Genomic DNA, 23295 nt, shown 5'->3' with positions numbered 1-23295 from the left:
CTCAACTGGTCGCGGCGGGCTCGTGCCCGCGGCAACTCGCCAGCGCATCGAGTGAAGGCAGATAAGTTGGCGTCTGCACGTCCATCAGACCCAGCACGGTGTGATAGAGGTTGTCGTGCGTGAGCGACTTGTCGAGCCCGGATTCCATGCACGAGCGCGATAGCTTTTCGCGTTCGATCATGCCGTCGCCGAACCAGGTCACCATCGGCACGCGCTTCTGGACATCGGGCGCGAAGCCGTACGGCACGCCGTGCAGGAACAGGCCGTATTCGCCCAGCGACTCGCCGTGATCGCTCACGTAGAGTAGCGACGGATCGAATTTCCGTGACTTCCCCCTGAGCCAGTCGATGGTCTTGCCGAGGAAGCGATCGGTATAGGCGATCGAATTGTCATAGCCGTTGATCAGTTCGGAGTGACTGCACTCGGCGAGCGCATTCGTCCGGCACTCCGGCATGAAGCGCTTCATGTCGGTGGACGAGCGCTTGTAGTAAGCCGGGCCGTGGCTTCCCATCTGATGCATCACCAGCACGATGCCTTTGCTGCGGCGCTCGGCCGGCAACGCGGCGATCCGTTCATCCAACCCATGCAGCATGACGTCGTCGAGGCACTCGTCGACATCGCACATCGTGCTCTTGAGCGCCGGGTCCACACGGTCGAAAGCCGACGCATGCGGAACGCGGTCGCACACGCCCTTGCAGCCGCCTGCCTGGTTGTCCAGCCACAGCACCGCAAGGCCCGAGGCTTGCAGCACGTCCATGAGGTTCTCGAATTCATCCTCACGCGCCTCGAATGCGTCCTTGCTGAGCGGCGAGAACATGCAGGGCACCGAAGCGAGGGTGTTGGTACCGCAGGAACGCACGTCGCGGTAGCTCAGCACATGCCGCGCGGCGAGTTCCGGCGTGGTGTTGCGCGCATAGCCATTGAGCCCGAAGTGATCGGCTCGCGCGGTTTCGCCCACCACCAGCACGAAGAGTGGAGGCCTTGCCTGGTTCGCGTAGCTCGCGCCGAGAACGGTGCCGCCAGTCATCGGGATCAGCTTCCGGCCGTGAACGAACATCGGCTTGATCACCGCCGTGGTCGTCGAATAGATGCTCGCGAGCGGGTTCAGCATGTAGCGCAGATGCACGTTGTTGCGCATCAGCGGTGCAAGCTGCCGGTTCATCGCGAACGCCCCGGCGCCGGCGACCGCCGCCGAGATCAGCAGCAGCCCCAGGTTGCGCCAGACCTGCGACAACGCAGTTGCAGGCACGAGGCGCACTCGCCAGAGCGCCCAGGCGGGCAGCGCGACGACCCACAGCACGTTGAACAGCATGCGCCAGCTCAGCAGGTCCTGGACTTCGCTCGAGTCCGTCTGCAGGGCGCTGGCCATCATCGACGGGTCCATCACGACGCGATAGGTGAGCATGTAGTGCTGCACCACCGCGGCGAGGACGGCCACGCCGAACCACAGCAGCTTCATCCATCGCGTCCATGCGGTGAACGAAAGCACCGCGACCATGCCGCAGATCAGCAGCAGCGACATCAGCACGATCAGCGGCAGGTAGACGCTGGGGGCGCCGCCGATCCGGGCAAGTTCGCTCCACAGCGGCCAGTTCGCGGCCACCGCGAGATAGAGGCTCAACCAGATGATGACGCTGCGCGCCGAGCGCGGACGCGCAAACCAGGCGTCCAGCGCACGCCATGGCGTGAGGGCCGGCTGCGCATCTTCCGTGGAGCCTGCTGAAGCGAGGTCGGGCGGAAGAGAGGTGGAATGCGCACGTAAGCCGAACATCGCACGAGACTAGAAATCAGGACTGAAAACTCGCTGAATGTTTCAATCAGGTTCCATTCAGACTGCGCTGGCGAGCGGCATCGCCTGTCGAGCGTGCGGCACGCCACCGCATTGCCAGTTCGATGACGTAGCCCGTGACCCAGCACAACCAGGCGGTCCACAGCGTGTGGCTCATGAAATGAGCGCCGCGCCATTGCTGGGCGAGACCGAGCGCCAGTCCGGCGATCATCGAGCAGGCCAGCCATCCTCGCGCGATCGAAGGCGATGTGCGTCGCCACGCGAAGTAGCCGCCCATGTAGGCAAAGGCGGCCGACGCATGACCTGCCGGAAAGCAGTTGCCGCCGCCCCCATCACGCATGCCCCACGACCAGTGCGAGACGTATTGCGCCGCGCCACCGAATACCTGCAGGTCCCAAGGGCAACTCGTGCTGCTTGCGCGCTTCATCAGGGAAATGACTGCGACCGATGCCAGCGCGCTGATCGCAAGCTGCACCCTGTCGCTGCGCCCGAGCCGTCGCAACGCTCCGAAAGGCCACGGGATCGCGACGAAGAGCGCCATGGTCAGCACCCAGCTCAATGCCTTGGCACCCTCGTGCATCACGTTCACGAGGAACCAGTTGTCCCGCCACGGAAAGCCCAGCGGCGTGCCCATCGCGCGGGCGAGCACGAGATCCAGTCCGCTGGCGTCCCACAGCAGCAACAGGAGCAGCGCCAGCAAAGTCAGGGGAAACGGACGGACGAGCGGGGACCGGGACATCGGGGCGCGAGCTTATGGCCACCGCATGAATCCAGGCTGAAGCCTGCAGGGCGAGCGGCCGCCGGCCGGCGCTGGCACTAGACTTCCGCTTTTGTCATTTGGAAAGGGGGCCGAGGTGCGCATATTGCTGGTCGAAGATGACGCCGCCCTCGCGAGCGCACTCTGCAGCTATCTCGTCGCCAAGGCTTTCGTGGTCGACGTCGCGCCAGGCCTCGCCGAGGCGCGTGCAGCGCTCGCGGCCGTGCAGTACGCGGCGGTCCTGCTGGATCTGCATTTGGGCGACGGGGATGGCCTTTCGCTCCTGCCGAGCGTTCGGGCACTGCGCGACCGCCCCATCGTGATCGTGCTCACCGCCCGTGATCAGGTGACCGACCGCATCCGCGGCCTGGACGCGGGCGCAGACGACTACCTGATCAAGCCCTACGACCCTGCTGAGCTGCTCGCACGGCTGCGTGCGGTCGAGCGGCGGCGCAGCACCAACAGTTCGCCGGTGCTTCAACTGGGCAAGCTGGAGATCGACCTGGCGCGCGACCTGGTGCGCAAGGACGGCATTCCGGTCACGCTCACCCAGAAGGAATGGGCGCTGTTGCGGGTGATGGCCACGCGGCCCGACCGCATCCACACGCGTGAGAACCTGGCCGACGCGCTCTATGGCTTCGGTGACGAAGCCGACAGCAACACGCTCGAGGTGTTCATCAGCCGCCTGCGCCGCAAGCTCGGCCGCAATCACATCCAGACCCTGCGCGGACTCGGCTACCGGCTTTCGTTCAGCCCCGACGACGAGGACGAATGAATCTCGGCTTCCTGCGCCTGTCCACCACCGAGCCGCTCAAGCGCGATTCGCTCGCCGGTCGGCTCACGCGCACGCTCATCGTCTGGGTTGGCGGGGTCTGGCTCCTGTGCGTGCTTGGCGTGGTCTGGTATGTGGACCGCGAGATCAACCACAACTTCGACAACGAACTGATCGAGGTCTCGCACCGGATGTTCGACATGGCGCTCAGCGAGCTCGACAAGCTCCAGACTGCCCATCCGGACGCACCCAAGCCCTTGATTGCGCGGCCGCAGCTCTTCTCTTCGGATGCGGTGATCTATCAGGTGGTCGATCCGGGCGAGCACATCCTCCTGCGTTCCGCCGAAGCGGCCGGCACATCGTTCGACGTGCCGCTGGCCCCGGGTTTCGCGAACGCCGAGCCGTGGCGGATCTACACCGTGCATCACCCCTCGCGCAACCTCTACTTCCAGGTCGCCGACCCACTGGACGAGCGGCGCTCCGCCCTCAATCGGACCTTGCTGGGGCTGATCATTCCGCTGGGCGCGGTGCTGCCGCTGCTCGCGCTGGTCCTGCGCAACGTCGCGCGCAGCGAGCTTCGCGGCCTGCAGGCGCTGGCCGCCGAGATCGAGCAGCGCAGCGGTACCGACCTGCGCCCGATCCGCCTGCCGGGCCTGCCCAAGGAGCTGCGATCGGTTGGGGACCACGTCAACCAGTTGCTGGAGCGGCTGTCGCATTCGCTCGACGTCGAGCGCGCGCTCGCCGCAAATGCCGCGCACGAACTGCGCACGCCGCTCGCCGCAGCCCGGCTGCGGCTCCAGACTGCGCTCGAACACGACCTGAAGCGCGAGGAAGTGGCGGCCGCGCTCGAAGCACTGCAGGTACTCGGCCATCGCGCCGAGAAGCTGCTGCAGCTTTCGCGCGCCGAATCCGGGGCTTCGCTAACGCGCGCGCGGGTCGACCTGGTCCAGCTCGCCGGCACCGTTGCACAGGAGTTCTGGCAGGACGCGCGCGTCAACGAGCGCCTCAAACTCAAGGTGCCCGATACCGAGCCGCCGATTGCGCTCGGTGATGTCGACTCGCTTGCGATCGCACTGCGCAACCTCGTGGAGAACGCCCTGCGCTATGGCAAGGGACGTGTCTCGATCGAAGTGATGTCGCCCTGCACCCTCGCCGTGCGCGATTTCGGGCCGGGGGTGAGCCCGGAGGAACTGCATACGCTGCAGCAACGCCATGTGCGTCACGGCTCGGACCGCGCGGGCTACGGGCTTGGGCTGTCGATCGTGAACACCATCGTCGACAAGCTCGGCGGCCGGCTCGACCTGGCTTCGCCGCCGCCCGGCGCAGCGACCGGCTTTGAAGCCCGGATCGTGCTGCGGCCGGCTTGACGAGGCGGCGGCTACACCGTCGCCAGCTCCCTGAGCCAGTCCGGCAGCGTCAGCGCCTTCTGCGCGGCGACGTCGATCCAGATCGTGGTGGCGCCACCCGCCGCACAGATCACTTCGGGCGCATCGGCACGCGCCATCGTGGCCCAGCTCTCGAAGGTGGTCCGGCCCGGGTCGCTCACGTACATCTTCAGCAGCACGTCACCCGGATACTCGATCTGCCTGTAGAAGTTGCAGAACGCATTGACGATCACGATGCCCTGGCCTTCCGGCATCGGCTCATGGCCAAGGGAATGCATCCAGTCGATGCGCGCGATTTCCAGGTACCTGAAATACGTGGTGTTGTTGAGATGCCCCATCGCGTCCATGTCGCCCCAGCGGATGGGGATGGACGTTTCATAGACGAGCTTCTTCTTTTCGGGGATTTCGATCCGCATGGATGGTCCTGGTCTCTAGAGCGCGAAGCCATCGTCCGCTGCGATGACTGCACCGTTCACGAAATGGCTCTCGCCGCTGGCGAGCAGCACGATGAGCCCGTCGAGGTCCTCGGGCTTGCCGACGCGTTTGCGCGGCAGCATGCCGACAAGCTTCTGCCCACCATCGGTGACCCAGTGCTCTTCGTTGAGCTCGGTCGCGATGTAGCCGGGGCACAGTGCGTTGACGTTGATGCCGAAGCGGCCCCACTCAAGCGCCATGGCCTTGGTCATCTGCACCACGGCCGCCTTGCTCATGCAATAGACCCCGATCTGCGGCAGCACCTTGAGCGCCGCGACCGAGGCGATGTTGATGATCCGCCCGCCGATGTAGGTGCCCGGCGCCGCGCCCTTGGCACGGGCAAGCATGCGCTTGCCTATCTCCTGCGCGACAAAGAAGGAGCCTTTGACGTTGGTATCGAAGATGAAGTCGTAGTCCTCGCCGGACACTTCCTGCAGGCGCTGCGTGGTGCTGACACCGGAGTTGTTGACAAGGATGTCGATCGGCCCGACTTCGGTTTCCGCACGAGCGACCGCGGCCTTGATGCTGTCCAGATCGGTGACGTCGAGGTCCACGACGTGAGCGTCGCCGCCCTCGCCCTCGATGCGCGCGCGAAGCTCCTTGAGCCTGTCGGTGCTGCGGCTCGCGAGAACCACTGCTGCGCCCGCGCGTGCCAGTGTTTTGGAGAACTGCGCGCCGAGGCCGCTCGACGCGCCGGTGACGAAGGCCACCCGGCCGGAAAGATCGATGCTGTACGCCATGGAGAGATCCTCTGGGAGTCGCCAATGCGACGGCTCGGAGCACCCACAACCGCCGCATAAAATGGCCCCGCCACAGCGGTGCCTCGCACCCTCAGATCATTATCGACGAGACCCACATGACGAACGACGAAATACTTGCCCAGTTCGGCCCCCGCGAATCCATGGAATACGACGTGGTGGTCGTAGGTGCGGGCCCCGCAGGCCTCTCGACCGCCATCCGGCTGAAGCAGCTCGCCGCCTCTCATGGCAAGGAGATCTCGGTGGTCGTGCTCGAGAAGGGTTCCGAGCCTGGCGCGCACATCCTCTCGGGCGCGATCATGGATCCGCGTGCGCTCTACGAGTTGCTCCCCGACTGGGAAGAAATGGGCGCACCGCTGAACCAGCCCGTCACGCAGGACACGTTCCTGATGCTGACCGAGACCGGCGCCACGCGTACCCCCAACTTCATGCTGCCCCACAACTTCCACAACGAGGGCAACTACATCGTCAGCCTCGGCAACGTGGTGCGCTGGCTGGCACAACAGGCTGAAGCACTCGGCGTCGAGATCTTCCCGGGCTTCCCGGCGGCCGAGGTGCTCTACACCGAGGACGGCAAGGTGCGCGGCGTCGCCACCGGCAACATGGGCATCGGCAAGGACGGCGAGCCCACCGAGAACTTCCAGCTCGGCATGGAGCTGCTCGGCAAGTACACGATCTTCGCGGAAGGCGCACGCGGCCACCTGGGCCGCCAGCTCATCGCCAAGTACAAGCTCGACGCCGGCAAGGACCCGCAAAGCTACGGCATCGGCATCAAGGAACTGTGGGAAATCGACCCCGCGCGCCACGAGCCCGGTCTCGCCGTGCACACCGCCGGCTGGCCGCTGCCTTCGGACACCTACGGCGGCTCGTTCCTCTATCACGCCGAAAACAACCAGATCGTGGTCGGCTTCGTCGTCGGCCTCGACTACCAGAACCCGTACCTGAGCCCGTTCGAGGAATTCCAGCGCTTCAAGACGCACCCCAACATCCGCTGGTACTTCGAAGGCCAGGACAAGGGCCTGAAGGCACCCAAGCGCCTGAGCTACGGCGCACGCGCAATCACCGCAGGCGGCCTGCTCTCGCTGCCGAAGACGGTGTTCCCGGGCGGCGCGCTGGTCGGCTGCGATGCCGGCTACCTCAACGCCAGCCGCATCAAGGGCAGCCACGCCGCAATCAAGACCGGCATGCTCGCGGCAGAAGCCGCCTACGACGCCGTGATGGGCGGCCGTCAGCATGACGAGCTCAACGGCTACCCGGCCGCCTTCGAGCGCAGCTGGCTGCACACCGAGCTGAAGAAGGCGCGCAACTTCAAGCAGTGGTTCAAGAAGGGCATCGCGGTCGGCACGATCATGACCGGCATCGAGCAGTTCCTGCTGCGTGGCCACGTGCCATGGACCATTCACCGCAACCAGCCCGATAACGAGCGGCTCAAGCGCGCATCGGCCTCGAAGAAGATCAACTATCCCAAGCCCGATGGTAAGTTGACCTTCGACCGGCTCTCTTCGGTGTTCATCAGCAACACCAACCACGAAGAGAACCAGCCGGCGCACCTGACGCTGAAGAACGCGGCGGTCCCGACGCAGATCAACCTGCCCGAGTACGCCGGGCCCGAAGGCCGCTACTGCCCGGCCGGCGTCTACGAGTTCGTGCCCGACGAATCGACCGGCAAGGAGCGCCTGCAGATCAACGCGCAGAACTGCGTGCACTGCAAGACCTGCGACATCAAGGACCCGACGCAGAACATCGTGTGGGTCACGCCTGAAGGCGGCGGTGGACCGAACTACGTGGGCATGTAAGGCCCGCACATGAAAAAGGCGCCCCAGGGCGCCTTTTTCTTTGGGCGGATCAGACCCGCGTCACTTCCCGATCAACTGCGTCAGCTTCTCCGCCTCAAAGGACTCGTCTTTTGCCGCATCGCAAGGCACGCAGTCCTTCTTGCCCGGCTGCTTCGACAGCGTCTCAAGGGCCTGCCACAGCATCGCGATCTGGTGTTCCTGGCTCGCAGTGTGGTCGATGAGGCCCTTCATGGCCTGGCTCAGGGGATCGTCCTCCAGCGTGACGCCGTAGGCCGAGAACTTCGCGGCCGCCGGCTGCGTCACGTCAGCGCTCTCCCCCGCCTTCGAAGGAATGATCCGCGCCGGAATGCCCACGGCCGTCGCACCGGCAGGCACCGGCTTGATCACGACCGCATTGCTGCCGATCTTCGCGCCGTCGCCTACAACGAAGCCGCCCAGCACCTTCGCCCCCGCACTGACCACTACGTTACGGCCCAGCGTCGGATGCCGCTTGGTGCCCTTGTAGAGCGAAGTCCCGCCCAGCGTCACGCCCTGGTAGATCGTGCAGCCGTCGCCGATTTCCGCGGTTTCGCCGACGACCACGCCCATCGCATGATCGAAGAACACGCGTTCGCCGACGATCGCGCCGGGATGGATCTCGATGCCCGTGAACCAGCGCGAGAACTGGGAGATGAAGCGCCCGACCCATTTGAAGCCGTGGGTCCAGAACCAGTGCGCGAATCGGTGCAGCACCACGGCATGCAGCCCCGGGTAGAGGGTCAGCACTTCCCAGCGCGACCGGGCCGCCGGGTCGCGGTCGAGGATGCATTGGATGTCGGAACGCAGCCGGGAGAACATCGGTTGTTGTTATATCGATATGGGGCAGGCAGTCTATTACCGCCCTTCTTCACTCACGGCGGATGGGGGTTTTGCCCGGTCCGCCGCCGTCCGCAGCGTCCGCCATGGCCTTGGCGATGCCGCGCAGGATGTGAATTTCCTCCTGCGTCGGTTGTGCGCGGTTGAACAACTGCTGCAGGCGTGGCATGAGCTTCTTGGGCGCCTGCGGGTCGAGGAAGCCGATCTGTACCAGCGAGCGCTCCCAATGGTCCAACATGCCCGCGACCGCCTGCGCATCGGCGGCACGCACCGGCGCAGTCGCGTCGCGCACGTCAAAGCCGCCCAGCGCCTGGCGCCATTCGTAGGCGATCACCTGGATCGCCGCACCGAGGTTGAGCGAGCCGAACTCCGGATCGGTCGGGATGCTGAGCGCGACATTGCAGCGGTACACGTCCTCGTTGCGCATGCCGAAGCGCTCGGAGCCGAAGAGAAAGGCGACATGCTGCGCCTCGCCCTTCGCCAGCGGTTCGAGGTGTTCGCGCGGGGTCCGCGTCGGGGGGCCAAAGTCGCGCGGGATCATCGCGGTTGCGCAAAGGTGGGTTACGCCGTCGAGCGCCTCATCCAGCGTGTCGACGATGCGCGCATTGGCCAGCACGTCGAGCGCCCCGCTCGCGCGCTGGATGGTTTCCTCGCGTCGCAGCACGTTGGCCCAGCGCGGCGCAACCAGCACCAGTTCATCGAAGCCCATGGTCTTCATGGCGCGTGCGGCGGCGCCGACATTGCCGGCGTGGCTGGTCTGGATCAGGATGAATCGGGTACGCATGGGGGCACGGAAGCGCGGAGCCGGTAAAATCCCCCGATTCTCGCTGCCCGCATCGCCGGGCCGCATTCCCAGGGGGCTACATGCAAACGTCGTTGCTCCCATACCGTTCTTCGCACAATTCATGTCGTCCCCGAACCTGCACCCCATGCTCAACGTGGCCATCAAGGCCGCCCGCGCCGCCGGCGCCATCATCAATCGCGCAGCGCTCGATATCGAAGCAGTGCGTATCTCCCAAAAGCAGGTCAACGACTTCGTGACCGAAGTCGATCACGCGAGCGAGCACTCGATCATCGAAACGCTGCTCACCGCCTATCCGGGGCACGGCATCCTCGCCGAAGAATCGGGCTCCCAGCATGGCGCCAAGGATTCGGACTTCGTCTGGATCATCGATCCGCTCGACGGCACCACCAACTTCATCCACGGCTTCCCGGTCTACTGCGTGTCCATCGCGCTGTCGGTGCGCGGCAAGATCGAGCAAGCCGTGGTCTACGACCCGACCCGCAACGACCTCTTCACCGCCACCAAGGGCCGCGGCGCCTTCATGAACGAGCGCCGCATCCGCGTGAGCAAGCGCACCCGCCTCGCCGAATGCCTGATCTCCACGGGCTTCCCGTTCCGCACGGGCGACAACTTCAAGCAATACCTGGCCATCATGGCCGACCTCATGCCCCGCGCTGCCGGTCTTCGCCGCCCCGGCGCCGCCGCGCTCGACCTCGCCTACGTGGCAGCCGGTTTCAGTGACGCCTTCTTCGAGACCGGTCTGAACGTCTGGGACGTGGCGGCCGGCTCTCTGCTCGTCACCGAGGCTGGGGGCCTCATCGGCAACTTCACCGGCGAGCCCGACTTCCTCGAACAACGCGAATGCCTGGCGGGCGCGCCGCGCATCTACGGCCAGCTCGTGCCGCTGCTGGCCCAGTACTCGAAGTTCGCCAGCGTGGACGAAAAGCTTCGCGCCAGCGACCGCATCCGATCCGTCGATCCTTCGCGTTCGCATGCCGACCTCTACGCGCGCAGCACGGTCGGTCTGACCGAGGAAAAAGCCGATGAGGAGGCGCCCGCAGTCCCCGCCGAGGCCGCCGCGCCGCAGCCCCGCAAGCTGACCCGCGTCCGCCGCGACGCCCCTGCGGCGCCCAACGAGGGCGACGCGCCGGCCCGGTGATGGCGTCGCAGCGCGCGGCCACCGAGCGGGGCCGCGCGGCCCTGCGGGTGGCACTCAGCCACTACGTGCTCAACGGCATCGCGGTCGCCTTCGGGTTGCTGCTGATTTCCGGGGGCGTGCATCTCGCGCTCGGCACGCTCGCGGCCTCGGCCGCATCGGTCGGCGTCATCGTGACCGCACCGCCCGACCTCGCTGCACCACGGCGCGGCAAGTTCTTCCAGATGCTGCCGGCGCCGCTGATCGGGTTGCCGCTCTTCTTCATGGTCCAGCTCCTGCACGCGAAGCCGCTGCAACTGGGGCTGCTGCTTGTACCGGCGACCTTCCTCGCATTCCTGGCGATGGCGTGGGGCAAGCGCGGGATTCCGATCGCCATCGCGGTCATGTTCTCCATGATCTTCTCGATGGCCACGCCCACGCCGACCGGCATGGCGGAGGCCGTGCAGCGCACGATGCACTTCGGCCTCGGCGCGGGGCTCTACGTGATCTACGCGGTGATCGCCAATTCCGCACTGAATGCGCGCTACCGCGTGCAAGTGACGGCCGACCTGCTGCTCTCGCTGGCGGCGCTGATGCGCACCGAGGCCCGCCAGTTCATGCCAATTGACGAATCCGGCGACGTGCGCGAGATTCCGCCGTCGCTGCTCGGCCAGCTCCTGCGAGAACAGGCGGCGCTGGCCGACCAGTTGCAAGCAGCCCGCGACATCGTGCTCGAATCGCCCCGCACGCCGCGCCGGCAGCAATTGGCCGGCATGCTGGTGACGGTGCTCGAGCTTCGCGACCTGCTGCTGGCGAGCGAACTCGATCTCGATGCGCTCAAGACACACCCCGACCACGCGCCCGCACTCACCGAGATGCGCGACATCCTTCAAGGCCTGGCAGACGACACGACGGCGCTCGCGGACTCGCTGCTGCTGATCCGCAAGCCCGATGCGGTGACCGATCGCCGCCCACGTCTCGCGGCCATCCACCTGCAGGACGACGTCTCCGCCGGCAGCTACACCGGCCCCACGCCGGCGATGCTGTCCCGCGGGCTCGCCAACCGCATCGGCCACATCAACGACGAAGTGCTGCGCTTGTCGGGGCTCGCGCGGGGCGACCGCGAACCCGATCTCGCCGTAGTGCGCGCGAGCTGGCAGGTGTTCGTGAGCCCCACCGAATGGTCGCTGCGCCCGTTCCTCGCGCTGTGGAACTGGGACGCCCCGCCGCTGCGCCATGCCATTCGCGCCACGCTGGCAATCGCCGCCGCCTACGGCATCGCGCTCGCCATGCCCTGGGGCTCGCACGACTACTGGATCCTGCTGACCATCGTGGTCGTGCTGCGGGGCAGCCTTTCACAGACGCTGGAGCGGCGCAACAGCCGCGTGGCCGGCACGTTGCTGGGCTGTGTGTTCGCGGTCGGCCTGCTGTCGGCACACCTCTCGCCGCTGTCCCTGTTGATCGGTATGACGCTCGCGCAGGCGATCGCGCACGGCTTCGCGGTCCGCCGCTATCTCATCACCTCCGTCGCAGCCACGGTGCTCGGGCTGGTGCAGGCCCACATGCTGAACACGGGTGTGAGCACCGCGTTCGCGCTCTTCGAGCGCGTGGCCGACACGCTGATCGGCGCGGCGCTCGCATGGGCGTTCTGCTACGTGCTGCCGTCGTGGGAGCGCGGCCAGATCCCGGCGCTTGTCGCACGCACGCTCAAGGCACAGGCGCGGCATGCGCGGCTGGCGCTCGGGCTCGGGCAATTCCGCTCGGTCGATGCCTCGCCGGAACTCGACTGGCGACTTGCGCGCCGCGAGGCTTTCGACAGCCTTTCCGCGCTGGTGCAGGCCACGCAACGTTCGCTGTCGGAACCGCGCGCGGTGCGCCCGCCGCTGGAGCCGCTCGAGCACCTGCAGGCGCACAGCTACCAGTTGCTCGCGCAATTGAGCGCGGTCAAATCGATGCTCGTGCTGCGGCGCGACCGGCTCACGGTGGCCGACATCGAAGGGCCGCTGGCCCGCACCATCCAGCGCATCGAGGCAGCCATCGGAACCGCGCCGACCAGCGGCCCCGCGATGCCCGAGAGCCCACCCGCGACCACCATCGCCGGCTCGATCCCGCTGCCCGACCCGTTCAACAACGACATCACGCCGTGGCTGCTGCGCCGGCTCGACATGGCGACCGGCATCGCCGCCCAATTGCGCGATGACGCCGCGCGCATCCTTCAATCGCTCGCCGAAACAGAAGCCGAGGCCGAAGCGCATACGCAGGCCGGGACGGTTCGATGATCAAGGAAATCCTCGGCGAGCCATGGGTGAGCCCGATCGTCGCCGCTCTCATCGCGGCGGTGCTGGCGCTGCTCGTCCACTACCTGGGCGCCTTCGTGCTTCGGCGCGTGACCCGCTCGATGCCGGTGCTGAACTCGATGCTGGCCCACATCCGGCGACCGGCCCTTTTCCTGCTGCCGCTGATCGCGATGGAACTGGTGTGGCAGGCCTCGCCCGACGACCTGCGCCTCATCGAGAAGATCCGGCATTTCAACGGGCTGCTGGTGATCGCGGTGTCCACCTGGCTGCTGGTCCAGGCGATCAACGGCCTCGCCGAAGGCATCGTCAAGCAGAACCCGTATGACGTGACCGACAACCTGCATGCGCGGCGCGTGCTCACGCAGACGCGCGTGCTGGCACGCACCGCGAATGCGGTGCTGATCGTGGCGGGCGGCGCCTTCATGCTCATGACCTTCCCCGGTGCGCGGCAGGTGGGCGCGAGCCTGCTTGCATCGGCCGGCGTGATCGGCATCGTGGCCGGTCTGGCGGCCAAGCCGGTGTTCAGCAACCTCATCGCCGGGCTGCAGATTGCGCTCGCGCAGCCGATCCGCATGGACGACGTGCTGGTGGTCGAGGGCGAATGGGGCCGGGTGGAAGAGATCACCGGCACCTTCGTGGTGCTCAGGATCTGGGACGACCGGCGGCTGATCCTGCCGCTCAGCTACTTCATCGAGAAGCCCTTCCAGAACTGGACGCGCCACGACTCGCAGTTGCTCGGCTCCGTCTTCATCTATGCCGACTACGGCATGCCGCTCGCGCCGCTGCGCGCGGAGGTGGAACGCATCGTCAAGGCCGCGCCCGAATGGGACGGCCGCTTCTTCAACCTGCGCGTGACCGATGCGACCGAGCGCACGATGCAGATCCGAGTGCTCTGCACTGCAGCGTCGTCCTCGCTGGCCTTCGACCTGCGCTGCACGGTGCGTGAAGGGCTCATCGACTTCATGCAGCGCGAGTACCCGCAGTTCCTGCCGAGGGTCCGGATCGACGCCGGGCCTGCCGACGCGAAGCCTGCCGGGCCGGTGGCGGCCGGCTGACACGCGCTTCGGCGCGCCGCGACAGCACGCTGCGGATCGCCTCGATCAACCTGCGCGCGCCCTCGCCCGGCTCGCTGCCGCGGCGCATGGTCATGCCCACGGGCCCTTCGGTGCTGCTCGTGTCGATCGGCAACCGGACCAACTCTCCTCCCGCCAGAAAGCCTTCGACAGCGCCCTGCGGCGCGAACCAGACCGCATCGGAGCATCGCAGCAGACCGAGCGCGAAGCTGGTGTCGGTCGCCTCGACCAAGCTGCGCGGTGGCGCCATGCCCTGCGCGAGAAGGAAGGCATCGACCGTATGCCGGATCAGCGTCCCCGACACCGGGACCATCAGCGGATAGGCCGACAAGGCATCGAGCGTCGGACGCCGCAGCGCTGCGACCGGATGCCCGGGCCGGGCCACCAGCAGCAGCGGCTCGCTGTAGAGCAGCTCGAACGCAAGATCGGCCATGGCCGAAGCCTGCGCGATGCGGCCCAGCACCAGGTCGATCTCGCCCTGGCGCAGTTGCGTCATCAATTGCGCGTTGGTGCCGCTGACCACGCGGACTCGCAGCGCCGGTGCGTCCACCTGCAGTAGCGCGACGGCTGCCGGAAGCAGGTTGGCCGCCATGTTCGGCAAGGCACCGACCGCGACCCGGAGCTGGTCCGCTTCGGGCTGGTCGAGCGCAAGGCTCAGCCCGTCGCGCAGTCCGCGCAACGCGACAACTGCATGGCGCACCAGCACCTCCGCGGCGGGCGTCAGCTCCACACCGCGTCGGCGCCGGACGAGCAACTGGCGGCCCACGATGTCTTCGAGTTCGGCCACGGTCTTGGACACCGCAGGCTGCGTGAGCGCGAGCGCCTTGGCGGCGCGAACGAGATTGCGCTCCTGCGCTACCATGACGAGGCACTGCAGATGGCGCAGCTTGAGACGAGCAAAGTTCATGGCTGATCGACGGTCTTCCTCTGGAGAGGTCAACGCAAAATATAACGAACCGGAATAGCAGGCGGAAGAGCTTTCAGTTGTGCCGCCCCGCCCGCGCTCCTAGAGTGCGGCATCGGAGACACGAGACATGACACACCCCGCCCCTTTTGGCGCATTGCGCCGCCTCGCCCTCGCGGCTGCGTGCGCGCTGCTTGTCGCCCCGCTCGCGACCACGGCACACGCCGACACGCTCTACCCCAGCAAGCCGGTGAGGTTCGTCACCAACTTCCCGGCCGGCGGACCACTCGACATCCTCGGCCGCGCGCTCGCGGACCCGCTGCAGAAGAGCCTCAAACAGCCTTTCGTGGTCGACAACCGCCCCGGCGCGGGCGGCAACATCGGCGCCGATGCCGTCGCCAAGAGCCCGGCGGACGGCTACACCGTGCTGCTGTCGATCGACACCACCTTCACGATCAACCCGCACCTCTACGCATCGATGCCCTTCGCGGCGAAGGACCTGAAGCCGCTGATGATCTTCAGCTCCTCGGGCCTGACCTTCGGCGTGAGCTCATCGGTCAGTGCGAAGACGCTGCCGGAGTTCGTCACGCAGAGCAAGGCCGAGGCAATGACCTTCGCGTCCGCCGGCAACGGAAGCCCGGGCCATTTCGCGGCCGAGATCTTCTCCACCGCGACCGGCGCGAAGATCACGCATGTGCCGTACAAGGGCAACGCGCCGGCGGTGATGGCACTTTTGTCGAACGAGGTGCAGGCCGGCATCCTCGCGACGCCGGGGCTGCTGTCTCAGATCCAGGCCGGCAAGGTGCGTCCGCTGGCCGTGACCGGCCGCCAGCGCTCCCCGCTGCTGCCGCAGGTGCCGACCGTGGGCGAGTTGGGCCTCAAGGACCTCGAGTTCGAGGTGCTCTATCTCGCGATGGTGCCGGTCGCCACGCCCGAGCCGGTGATGAAGACGCTGCGCGATGCGCTCCAGTCCGCACTCGCGCTGCCCGAGGTCAAATCACGGCTCGCCATGCTCGACATGGTGGCGCTGGGTGAAACCGGTGATGTAGCCGCCCAGCATCTGGAAAGCGCCCGCGCACGCTACGGCAAGATCGTCAAGTCCACCGGCATGAAACTGGACTGATCCGATGCCCTCGCCTGCGGCTCAATCCGCCTTCGCGCCACGCCGCCGGCGGTCCGCCTTGGGCAGCACGGCTTCGGCGACCATGCGTTCGGCATGCAACTGCAGTCGCGCGAGGGATTCATCGAGGTGCGAGATCGCGTCGTCATCGAGCGCACCGAGCAGGTCCGCGTTGATGCGCGTCACCAGCGGGAACAGTTCGTCGTACAGATTGCGCCCGCGTTCCGTCAGGCAAAGGAGCACCTGCCGCCGGTCGCCCGCCGGATGCGAACGCGCGATCAGCCCCTTCTCCACCAGCGAACCGATGGCCTTCGAGGTGCGCGCGCGATCGAGCTGCGCATGCTCGGCCAGCCCGGACGAGCTGAGCTCGCCACGGCTCGCGAGCGTCGCGATGAGCCGCCACTCGCGCCGCGTGATGCGAAAGCGCCCCTCACAGATCCTGATGACCATGCTGCCCGCAACCGAAAGAAGCCGCGACAGCCGGTACAGGAGCAGGTCATCGAGCGGTCGGCGCGACTCGGGCGTCGGGGTCATCTGGGGTTAGTCCGGAGGATGGTTGATTAGATCAATCGAATGTCGCAACTCTAAAGTCATCCGAGGCCGGGCCCTCCCGAAGGCCCGATGCACGAACACATTCCAGGAGACATTCATGCCCCGCACCGACCTCGACCGCCGCAGCCTGATCGCCGGCCTTTGCGCCCTCGCGCTCTCGCCGCTGGCAAGCGCCGAAGCGGCGTTCACGCCCGGACAGCCGATCAGAGTGCTGATCGGCGTCCCGGCCGGCGGCACGCAAGACGTGCTGACACGCGCCATTGCGCAGGAGACACGTGAGTCGCTCGGTCCGCTGATCGTCGACAACCGCTCGGGCGCGTCGGGTCGCATCGCAGTCGAAGCGGTTAAGCACGCACCACCCGACGGGCGCATGCTTCTGCTCGGCACCGCCAGCATGATGACGATGTACCCGAGCGCCTACGCCAAGCTCTCGTATGACCCGATCAAGGATTTCGTGCCGATCATCAACGCGGCGCGCTTCGAGCTTGCGCTGGTGGTAAGCAAGGACGTGCCGGCCAACACGCTGGCCGAGTTCATCACCTGGGCGAAGGCGCAGGGCGACAAGGTCAGCTTCGGCTCGTACGGTGCGGGCACGCCATCGCACTTTCTTGGCGAGATGCTCAATCGCTCGGCGGGACTCAAGATGGTCCATGTGCCCTATCGCGGCTCCACGCCGGCGCGGCAGGACGTGATGGGCGGACAGATCCCGGTCTACTTCGACACCGTCGGCGGCGCGCTGCAGATGCAGCAAGGCGGCCGCGTGAAGGTGCTCGCGACCAGCGGCGAGAAGCGCTCGCCGCTGATGCCCGATCTGCCGACCTTCGTCGAAGCGGGGTTGAAAGACGTGGTTGCGACCGCGTGGTTCGCTTACTACGCGCCTGCGAAGACACCGCAACCGATCGTCGACAAGCTGCGCGCCGAGTTCTCCCGCGCGGTCAATTCGCCCGAGGTGAAGCAGCAACTGCTGCAGAACGGCATGTATGCGGTCAACGACGACGCGAACACGCTTCTGAAGACAATGCGCGAAGACACCGCCCGCTGGGCCGTGATCATGAAGGCCGTGAACTTCCAGGCCAACGACTGACACAACGCGAATTCTTCGGAGGACCCATGTTTCGCAAATTCATCCCACGCATCGCCGCGACCCTGACGTTGGCGGCCGCGTCGATTGCCGCGCAGGCGCAAACGCTCGAAGGCGGACCGCTGCACATCGTGGTTGGCTATTCGGCCGGCGGTGCGACCGATCGCGTGGCGCGCATCGTGGCCGACAAGCTTCAGGCCAAGGTCGGCGTGCCGGTGATCGTGGACAACAAGCCCGGCGCCGGTGGACGCCTGGCTGCACAGCAGGTCAAGTCCACACCGGCCGGGCAGAACGTGCTGATGGTCGCGAACCCCGCCGTGATGGTGGTCGCGCCGCTCGTGTTCAAGGACAACGGCTATGACGCGGAGCGCGACTTCGTGCCGGTCTCGCATGTCAACGACTACGAGTTCGCGCTCGCCGTCTCGACCGCCGTGCCTGTGCGCGAGCTGTCTCACCTCATCGCCTGGATGCGCGCGAATCCCGAGAAGGCGAACTTCGGCGTGCCGGCAACCGGCAGCCTCCCGCATTTCTTCGGGCTGATGATGGGCGAGAAGGCGAACGTGCAGGCACAGGTGGTCGGCTACCGTGGGTCCGGCCCGTTGCTGACCGACCTGGTGGGTGGCCAGGTGCCGATCGCTTTCGATACCTTCGATGTCGACCTTCCGCAGCATCAGTCCGGCAAGATCCGGATCCTCGCGGTGTCGAGCGCAAAACGCTCGGCCTTCGCGCCGGAAATCCCGACCTTCAAGGAATCCGGCCTCGACCTCGTCGCGACCGGCTTCAACGCGTTCTTCGCGCCGGCCAGCATGCCGCGCGAGAAAGTCGCGCGGCTGTCCAAGGACATCCACGCGGTGATGCAGGACCCCGACACCCAGCGCCGCTTCAAGGACGCACTGATGACGCCGGTCGTCAGCACGCAGGAGCAGACGGCAGCGATGCTCAAGGCGTACCGTGCGCAGTGGGCACCCGTGGTCCAGAAATCCGGCTACCAACCCTGAAATCCATGCAACGACCCAACATCATCTTCATCGTCGCCGACGACCTCGGCTATGCGGACCTCGGCTGCTACGGCGGCCGTGACGCCAACTTCGGGCCGGTGTCGCCGGTGCTCGACCGGCTCGCCGCCCGGGGCATCAAGTTCACGCAGGGCTACGCGAACTCGCCGGTGTGCTCGCCCACGCGCTTCGCGATGATCACCGCGCGCTACCAATACCGCCTGCGCGGCGCGGCCGAAGAGCCGATCAACAGCAAGAGCCGCGGCAGCACCACGCTCGGCTTGCCGCCCGAGCATCCGACGCTGCCTTCGTTGCTGCGCGACGCGGGCTATCGCACCGCGCTCATCGGCAAGTGGCACCTGGGCTTTCCGCCGGCGTTCGGGCCGCTGCGCTCGGGCTATGAGGAATTCTTCGGGCCGATGTCGGGCGGTGTCGACTACTTCACCCACTGCGATTCGGCCGGCCGGCACGATCTTTGGTCGGGCGAAGAGGATCACCAGGAGGACGGCTACCTCACCGACGTGCTCTCGCGCCGCGCGGTCGACTACGTGGAGCGCATGGCGAAGCAGGACGCGCCGTTCTTCATGAGCCTGCACTACACCGCGCCGCACTGGCCATGGGAAACCCGCGACGACGCAGCCAAGGCGCCTGCGGTGAAGGACAACCTGTTCGATCTCTCGGGCGGCAACATCCACACCTATCGCCGCATGATCCATCACATGGACGAAGGCATCGGCTGGATCATGGATGCCCTCGAAAAGCACGGCATGGCCGACAACACCCTGGTCGTCTTCACCAGCGACAACGGCGGCGAACGCTTCTCGGACAACTGGCCGCTGGTCGGCGGCAAGATGGACCTGACCGAAGGCGGCATCCGTGTGCCATGGATCGCGCACTGGCCGAAGGTGATCGCCGCCGGTGGCGACACCGCGCAGCACTGCATGACGATGGACTGGTCCGCGACGATGCTCGATGCCGCTGGCGTGAAAGCCGATCCGGCCTACCCGCTCGACGGCGTCTCGCTGATGCCGGTGCTGCGCGATGCGAAGCACAGCTTTGCCCGCCCGCTGCACTGGCGCATGAACCATCGCGACCAACGCGCATTGCGCGAAGGCGACTGGAAGTACCTCCAGGTGGACGGCAACGAATATCTGTTCAACATCCCGGGCGACGAACGCGAGCGGGCCAATCAGGCCAAGAAGGATCCGGAACGCCTCGCCCGCATGCGCGAAGCCTGGCTGGCGTGGAATGCCACGATGCCGCCGATCCCGGAGGACGCCACCGTGAGCCTCGGCTACTCGGTCAAGGACATGCCGCAGCGTTGAGCGCAGCCAACAAAAAAGCCCCTCGATGAGGGGCTTTTTTCATGGAGCGGCGCCGGAGGTCAGCCGACCTGCATGCCGCTCTTCAGGCGCGTGCCGCGCACCACGTTGGCGCAGGCCTTGAGGAGGCGTTTGAAAGCCGCTGCCAGGAGGGACGGCTCATCGCGGCCGATATGGCGGGCATCGTCGTTCGTCAGGTCGCGCTCGAACGAGTCCGTGAACTTGGGATTGCGGGGGAAGTACGAGGTCGAAGCAGTCATGGCCGCAATTCTAGGGGTTTACCCTGATTTTTGCAGGCACACCCCGAAATCCCCCTTCAACCCGGGATTTCGTCACGCGCCGCCGGTCAGAGCACCCGGATCGGCATGCAGAGCTCGCAGTTGAAGGCGCCGGTCTTCTCGTCCATCGCGAAATCCTTGCCGTAGACCTCGACCGGGGGCGCATCGTCGGCCTGATGGCCGCTGTCCGGCAGCCAGTCGCACAACTGCACCCAGGCGCCATGGATATCGGCGGAAGTGCCCGCAAACCGCGCACAGGCAAAGCGCCCGCCTCGCAGGGTCTGCACGCCGACTTCGCCCTGGGGACTGAACTCGTCGCCCACCTCGATACACGCGTCGTAGCGGCATTTCTCGGGTGGCGTGACGTCGGCGTTGTCATGGCTGATGCCGTACATCACGCGGCGCGGCTCCATCAACCCGTGCTCGCCGCACCACGCCGCGAAGCGCTGCCAGAGCTGGGCGATGCCCGAGCTTCCGTAGGGGCCGACGTGGCGCATGTAGGCAACGCGCACCGGGGCAAGGGTCTTGATCTCGACTTTCATGGATTCGTCTCCTGAAACGCGGCCTTTGGGCCAGGAAAGCTCATCGTCGCGAAAAGCCTCGATCACAGCTTGATAGCGCTTGCTATCCGCTTGATGAATCTTGCTGAGCTGCACGCGGCGGGCCGCCGCCCAGTCCTGGAATGCGCCGCGCCGCCATTCCGTCGGCGTGACCCCGAAATGCGCCCTGAAAGTGCGGGTGAAGACCGGGGCAGACCCGAAGCCCACGTCCATCGCAATCACGAGTACCGGCTCCGGCGGCAGGAACAGCAGCCGCCCCGCCGCCACTTCGAGCCGGCGACGCCGTACGCGGTCCGCGAGCGTTTCGCCGGTCATCGACTGGAACACGCGGTGGAAATGCCACGAAGAGAAGTGCGCAACCTGCGCCAGCGAGGCGAGATCCAGCGGATCCGCCAGATGCCCGTCGATATGGTCGATCACGCGGTTGATGCGCGTGACATAGGTGTGCCGCGAGATCAGACTTGACTTCGACATTATTCAGATATATCTTTACGAAATCAGATAACGATATCGAGGACTCATCCCATGCGCCATTTCAGACATTTTGTACACAGCTCCCGCCGCGATGAACACGACGACGGACTCGGCGGCGGCCGGCACGACGGCGGCATGCACCGCGGCCTGCGCGCCGGTCGCGGCGGCGGCCGCATCTTCGGCCACGGCGGCCTGCGCTTCGTGCTGCTGCAACTCATCGCCGACAAACCCAGCCACGGCTATGAGCTCATCAAGGCCATCGAAGAGCGTCTCAGCGGCCGCTACGCGCCAAGCCCCGGCATCGTCTACCCGACGCTCACGCTGCTCGAGGAACTGGGCTACGTCAGCGTCGACACACCCGAAGGCGGCAATCGCAAGCGCTACACCGTCACGGACGCGGGCCGCGAATTCCTGGACGCCAACCGCGCGACGACCGACGAGCTCATGGCGCGCATGCAAGGCGGCGTGGACGGTGCGGGCATGCGTGCCGGCCGTCCACCGCAGGTCGTCCGTGCGCTCGAGAACCTCAAGCTCGCCATGCGCATGCGCCTCTCGTCACCCCTCACCGAACAACAAGCCCACGAATTCGCCGCGGTGCTCGACAGCGCCGCCCAACAACTGGAACGCATCTGACATTCATGACAACTCCTCAACACGACACCTCCCTCCCCGACCGCCTGCCGCGCCGCGTGCGCCACGAACTGCGCTTTCGCAAGCTGCAGGTGCGCGCGGTGCGCCGCGTCACCCCTCACCTGATCCGCGTCACGCTCGAAGGCGATGACCTTGCAGGCTTCAACAGCCCCGGCTTCGACGACCACGCGAAACTCTTCTTCCCCGACGCCGAAACGGGCGTCCTTCAACTGCCTACGGTCGGACCTGACGGCCCGGTATGGGGCGGCGCGAAGCCCACGATGCGCGACTACACGCCGCTGCGATACGACGCTGAGGCTGGCACGCTCGAATTCGATTTCGCGCTGCACGACGCCGGCCCCGCAACACAATGGGCCGAGAACGCCAAGCCCGGGGACGTCATCGGCGTCGGCGGGCCGCGCGGCTCCTTCATCGTGCCCACCGCCTTCGACTGGCACCTGCTCATCGGCGACGACACCGCCCTCCCCGCGATCTCGAGGCGCCTGGGCGAACTGCCGGCCGGCGCGCGCGCGGTCGTGCTGGTCGAGGTCGACGGCGAGGCCGACCAACTCCCGCTCGCGTCCGCCGCGAATGTGGAACTGCACTGGGTACACCGACGCGGCGCCGAGCCCGGCGCCCGCGCTCCGCTGCTCGATGCATTGCGGGGCCTGAAGCTGCCGCAGGGCGACTTCCACGCCTGGGTCGCCTGCGAATCGGGCGCGGCCAAGGCCCTGCGCGCGCACCTTGTCGACGAACGCGGTGCGCACCCGAAATGGATCCGCGCTTCGGGCTACTGGCGCCGAGGCGCCGCTGCCACGCACGACACCCACGAAGGTTGAGTACCCGACCTACCAAAAGCGCTATGTCGCGTGTCCGGTTTACGACCGCCGCAGCGAGTTTGAGAATTCTGCCGTTTGAATACTTAGGAAGTAATTCCTTGGGGCACACGGATGGGTTTCAGCATGGCGCAGTGGCAGTTCTTCGCGGCCTTGTTGACCGGCGTCCTGCTCTTGCTCGCAGTGATGTGGGCGTGGCGGCGGGCGGCCGGGCGGCGTGAATCGCAACGCCGCATCGAGGCAGCGCGCATACGCTCGGGCCACGTTCCGCTCGAGATTCCGACCGTGCGCGGCGGGCTCGGACCCTCGGGCGACGATTCGGTGCCCGACACCCTGCCCGAATGGTTCATCCAGGGCAAGGGCGAGCACGCGATCGTGGACGAGCATCCACGCATCCGCGTGCGATACGTCGACGCGCACGACAAGAAGATCGAATGCGTGATCCAGGTGGACAACCTGGACCTGCAGAAGAAGGTCATCTCCGGCCACAGCGAAATACCGGGCGAAGTCCGCCGGGTGCCGCTTCATCGCATCCATTCGGCCCGCGTCGCCGAAACGGGTCAGCGTTTCAACGTCGACACGTGGGTCGAGGCGGTGCGCGTCGCGCGGCGGCGACGCGGGCAAGCCTGAGGAATACCGCGGCTCGCACCGCGTCGGTTCCTTATGAT

Annotated in this window: 23 protein-coding genes; 13 read left to right on the top strand and 10 right to left on the bottom strand. The window is 66.5% G+C overall.

Translation table 11 applies throughout. From position 1 onward, the window contains the following. Position 1 precedes the first annotated feature (1 nt). On the bottom strand, positions 2 to 1771 hold the full coding sequence (locus tag FHW64_RS00790) for a phosphoethanolamine transferase (protein WP_184522084.1): 1770 nt from the start codon (positions 1769 to 1771) through the stop codon (positions 2 to 4). Between the two features lie 46 nt (positions 1772 to 1817). Beyond that, positions 1818 to 2528 (bottom strand): phosphatase PAP2 family protein, encoded by a 711-nt coding sequence (locus tag FHW64_RS00785; protein WP_184522082.1) that lies wholly within the window; start codon positions 2526 to 2528, stop codon positions 1818 to 1820. Between the two features lie 115 nt (positions 2529 to 2643). Here FHW64_RS00785 and FHW64_RS00780 point away from each other — a divergent pair, with 115 nt between their 5' ends. Both FHW64_RS00780 and FHW64_RS00775 read left to right on the top strand, forming a co-directional pair. After that, positions 2644 to 3321: a response regulator transcription factor gene (locus FHW64_RS00780; RefSeq protein WP_184522079.1), complete on the top strand. Its 678-nt coding sequence runs from the start codon at positions 2644 to 2646 to the stop codon at positions 3319 to 3321. Further along, positions 3318 to 4685: an ATP-binding protein gene (locus FHW64_RS00775; RefSeq protein WP_184522076.1), complete on the top strand. Its 1368-nt coding sequence runs from the start codon at positions 3318 to 3320 to the stop codon at positions 4683 to 4685. The genes FHW64_RS00780 and FHW64_RS00775 overlap by 4 nt, the downstream gene beginning before the upstream one ends. A gap of 11 nt (positions 4686 to 4696) precedes the next feature. Here FHW64_RS00775 and FHW64_RS00770 read toward each other — a convergent pair whose 3' ends face one another. After that, a complete protein-coding gene (locus FHW64_RS00770; RefSeq protein WP_184522073.1) occupies positions 4697 to 5119 on the bottom strand; it encodes a thioesterase family protein in 423 nt (140 codons plus the stop codon). A 15-nt stretch (positions 5120 to 5134) separates the two neighbouring features. Continuing rightward, complete coding sequence (locus FHW64_RS00765) at positions 5135 to 5917, bottom strand: SDR family oxidoreductase (protein WP_184522070.1); 783 nt, start codon at positions 5915 to 5917, stop codon at positions 5135 to 5137. Between the two features lie 116 nt (positions 5918 to 6033). Between FHW64_RS00765 and FHW64_RS00760 the strand changes: the two genes are divergently transcribed. Further along, complete coding sequence (locus FHW64_RS00760; RefSeq protein WP_184522067.1) at positions 6034 to 7731, top strand: electron transfer flavoprotein-ubiquinone oxidoreductase; 1698 nt, start codon at positions 6034 to 6036, stop codon at positions 7729 to 7731. Positions 7732 to 7791: 60 nt separating this feature from the next. Here the strand turns inward: FHW64_RS00760 and cysE are convergent, their stop codons facing one another. Next, positions 7792 to 8568 (bottom strand): serine O-acetyltransferase, encoded by a 777-nt coding sequence (gene cysE, locus FHW64_RS00755; protein WP_184522064.1) that lies wholly within the window; start codon positions 8566 to 8568, stop codon positions 7792 to 7794. A 49-nt stretch (positions 8569 to 8617) separates the two neighbouring features. Further along, the gene (locus FHW64_RS00750; protein WP_184522061.1) at positions 8618 to 9370 is read right to left on the bottom strand and encodes an RNA methyltransferase; all 753 of its coding nucleotides are present in this window, start codon (positions 9368 to 9370) and stop codon (positions 8618 to 8620) included. 121 nt (positions 9371 to 9491) lie between these two features. Between FHW64_RS00750 and FHW64_RS00745 the strand changes: the two genes are divergently transcribed. Genes FHW64_RS00745 through FHW64_RS00735 form a run of 3 tightly spaced genes read left to right on the top strand, consistent with a single transcriptional unit; the run spans position 9492 to position 13857 of the window. Continuing rightward, positions 9492 to 10529, top strand: coding sequence for an inositol monophosphatase family protein (locus FHW64_RS00745; protein WP_184522059.1), 1038 nt, complete (start codon positions 9492 to 9494; stop codon positions 10527 to 10529). Then, positions 10529 to 12784, top strand: a complete 2256-nt coding sequence (locus FHW64_RS00740) for an FUSC family membrane protein (protein WP_184522056.1) — start codon at positions 10529 to 10531, stop codon at positions 12782 to 12784. Before FHW64_RS00745 ends, FHW64_RS00740 begins: the two co-directional genes overlap by 1 nt. Further along, positions 12781 to 13857, top strand: a complete 1077-nt coding sequence (locus FHW64_RS00735) for a mechanosensitive ion channel family protein (RefSeq protein WP_184522053.1) — start codon at positions 12781 to 12783, stop codon at positions 13855 to 13857. The genes FHW64_RS00740 and FHW64_RS00735 overlap by 4 nt, the downstream gene beginning before the upstream one ends. On the opposite strand, the gene pcaQ is transcribed toward FHW64_RS00735, so the two are convergent. Continuing rightward, positions 13763 to 14782, bottom strand: a complete 1020-nt coding sequence (gene pcaQ / locus FHW64_RS00730; RefSeq protein WP_184522050.1) for a pca operon transcription factor PcaQ — start codon at positions 14780 to 14782, stop codon at positions 13763 to 13765. The two genes, FHW64_RS00735 and pcaQ, sit on opposite strands and share 95 nt — an antisense overlap. Positions 14783 to 14909: 127 nt before the next feature. Here pcaQ and FHW64_RS00725 point away from each other — a divergent pair, with 127 nt between their 5' ends. Beyond that, on the top strand, positions 14910 to 15902 hold the full coding sequence (locus tag FHW64_RS00725) for a tripartite tricarboxylate transporter substrate binding protein (protein ID WP_184522048.1): 993 nt from the start codon (positions 14910 to 14912) through the stop codon (positions 15900 to 15902). A gap of 21 nt (positions 15903 to 15923) precedes the next feature. On the opposite strand, the gene FHW64_RS00720 is transcribed toward FHW64_RS00725, so the two are convergent. After that, entirely contained in the window at positions 15924 to 16433 is a 510-nt protein-coding gene (locus FHW64_RS00720) for a MarR family winged helix-turn-helix transcriptional regulator (RefSeq protein ID WP_184522045.1), read from the bottom strand. Between the two features lie 115 nt (positions 16434 to 16548). Between FHW64_RS00720 and FHW64_RS00715 the strand changes: the two genes are divergently transcribed. The 3 genes from FHW64_RS00715 to FHW64_RS00705 are packed head-to-tail and all read left to right on the top strand — an operon-like array spanning position 16549 to position 19852. Further along, positions 16549 to 17535, top strand: coding sequence for a tripartite tricarboxylate transporter substrate binding protein (locus FHW64_RS00715; protein WP_184522042.1), 987 nt, complete (start codon positions 16549 to 16551; stop codon positions 17533 to 17535). A gap of 26 nt (positions 17536 to 17561) precedes the next feature. Further along, entirely contained in the window at positions 17562 to 18530 is a 969-nt protein-coding gene (locus FHW64_RS00710; RefSeq protein WP_184522039.1) for a Bug family tripartite tricarboxylate transporter substrate binding protein, read from the top strand. Between the two features lie 5 nt (positions 18531 to 18535). Continuing rightward, complete coding sequence (locus FHW64_RS00705; protein WP_184522036.1) at positions 18536 to 19852, top strand: sulfatase; 1317 nt, start codon at positions 18536 to 18538, stop codon at positions 19850 to 19852. Positions 19853 to 19911: 59 nt separating this feature from the next. On the opposite strand, the gene FHW64_RS00700 is transcribed toward FHW64_RS00705, so the two are convergent. Together FHW64_RS00700 and FHW64_RS00695 are read right to left on the bottom strand one after the other, a co-directional pair. Continuing rightward, complete coding sequence (locus tag FHW64_RS00700) at positions 19912 to 20109, bottom strand: hypothetical protein (protein WP_184522033.1); 198 nt, start codon at positions 20107 to 20109, stop codon at positions 19912 to 19914. 86 nt (positions 20110 to 20195) lie between these two features. Beyond that, entirely contained in the window at positions 20196 to 21161 is a 966-nt protein-coding gene (locus FHW64_RS00695) for a GyrI-like domain-containing protein (protein WP_184522031.1), read from the bottom strand. 51 nt (positions 21162 to 21212) lie between these two features. Here FHW64_RS00695 and FHW64_RS00690 point away from each other — a divergent pair, with 51 nt between their 5' ends. The 3 genes from FHW64_RS00690 to FHW64_RS00680 all read left to right on the top strand — a co-directional run bounded on the left by FHW64_RS00690 (position 21213) and on the right by FHW64_RS00680 (position 23257). Continuing rightward, a complete protein-coding gene (locus tag FHW64_RS00690; protein ID WP_184522028.1) occupies positions 21213 to 21794 on the top strand; it encodes a PadR family transcriptional regulator in 582 nt (193 codons plus the stop codon). 5 nt (positions 21795 to 21799) lie between these two features. Continuing rightward, positions 21800 to 22630 (top strand): siderophore-interacting protein, encoded by an 831-nt coding sequence (locus FHW64_RS00685; RefSeq protein WP_184522026.1) that lies wholly within the window; start codon positions 21800 to 21802, stop codon positions 22628 to 22630. Positions 22631 to 22753: 123 nt separating this feature from the next. Next, positions 22754 to 23257, top strand: coding sequence for a hypothetical protein (locus FHW64_RS00680; protein ID WP_184522023.1), 504 nt, complete (start codon positions 22754 to 22756; stop codon positions 23255 to 23257). Positions 23258 to 23295: the final 38 nt, after the last annotated feature.

Source organism: Variovorax sp. Sphag1AA (assembly GCF_014192575.1).
Taxonomy (GTDB): domain Bacteria; phylum Pseudomonadota; class Gammaproteobacteria; order Burkholderiales; family Burkholderiaceae_C; genus Variovorax.
Note: the sequence above shows the minus strand (reverse complement) of the source record. Positions and strands in the feature narration are given on the sequence as shown.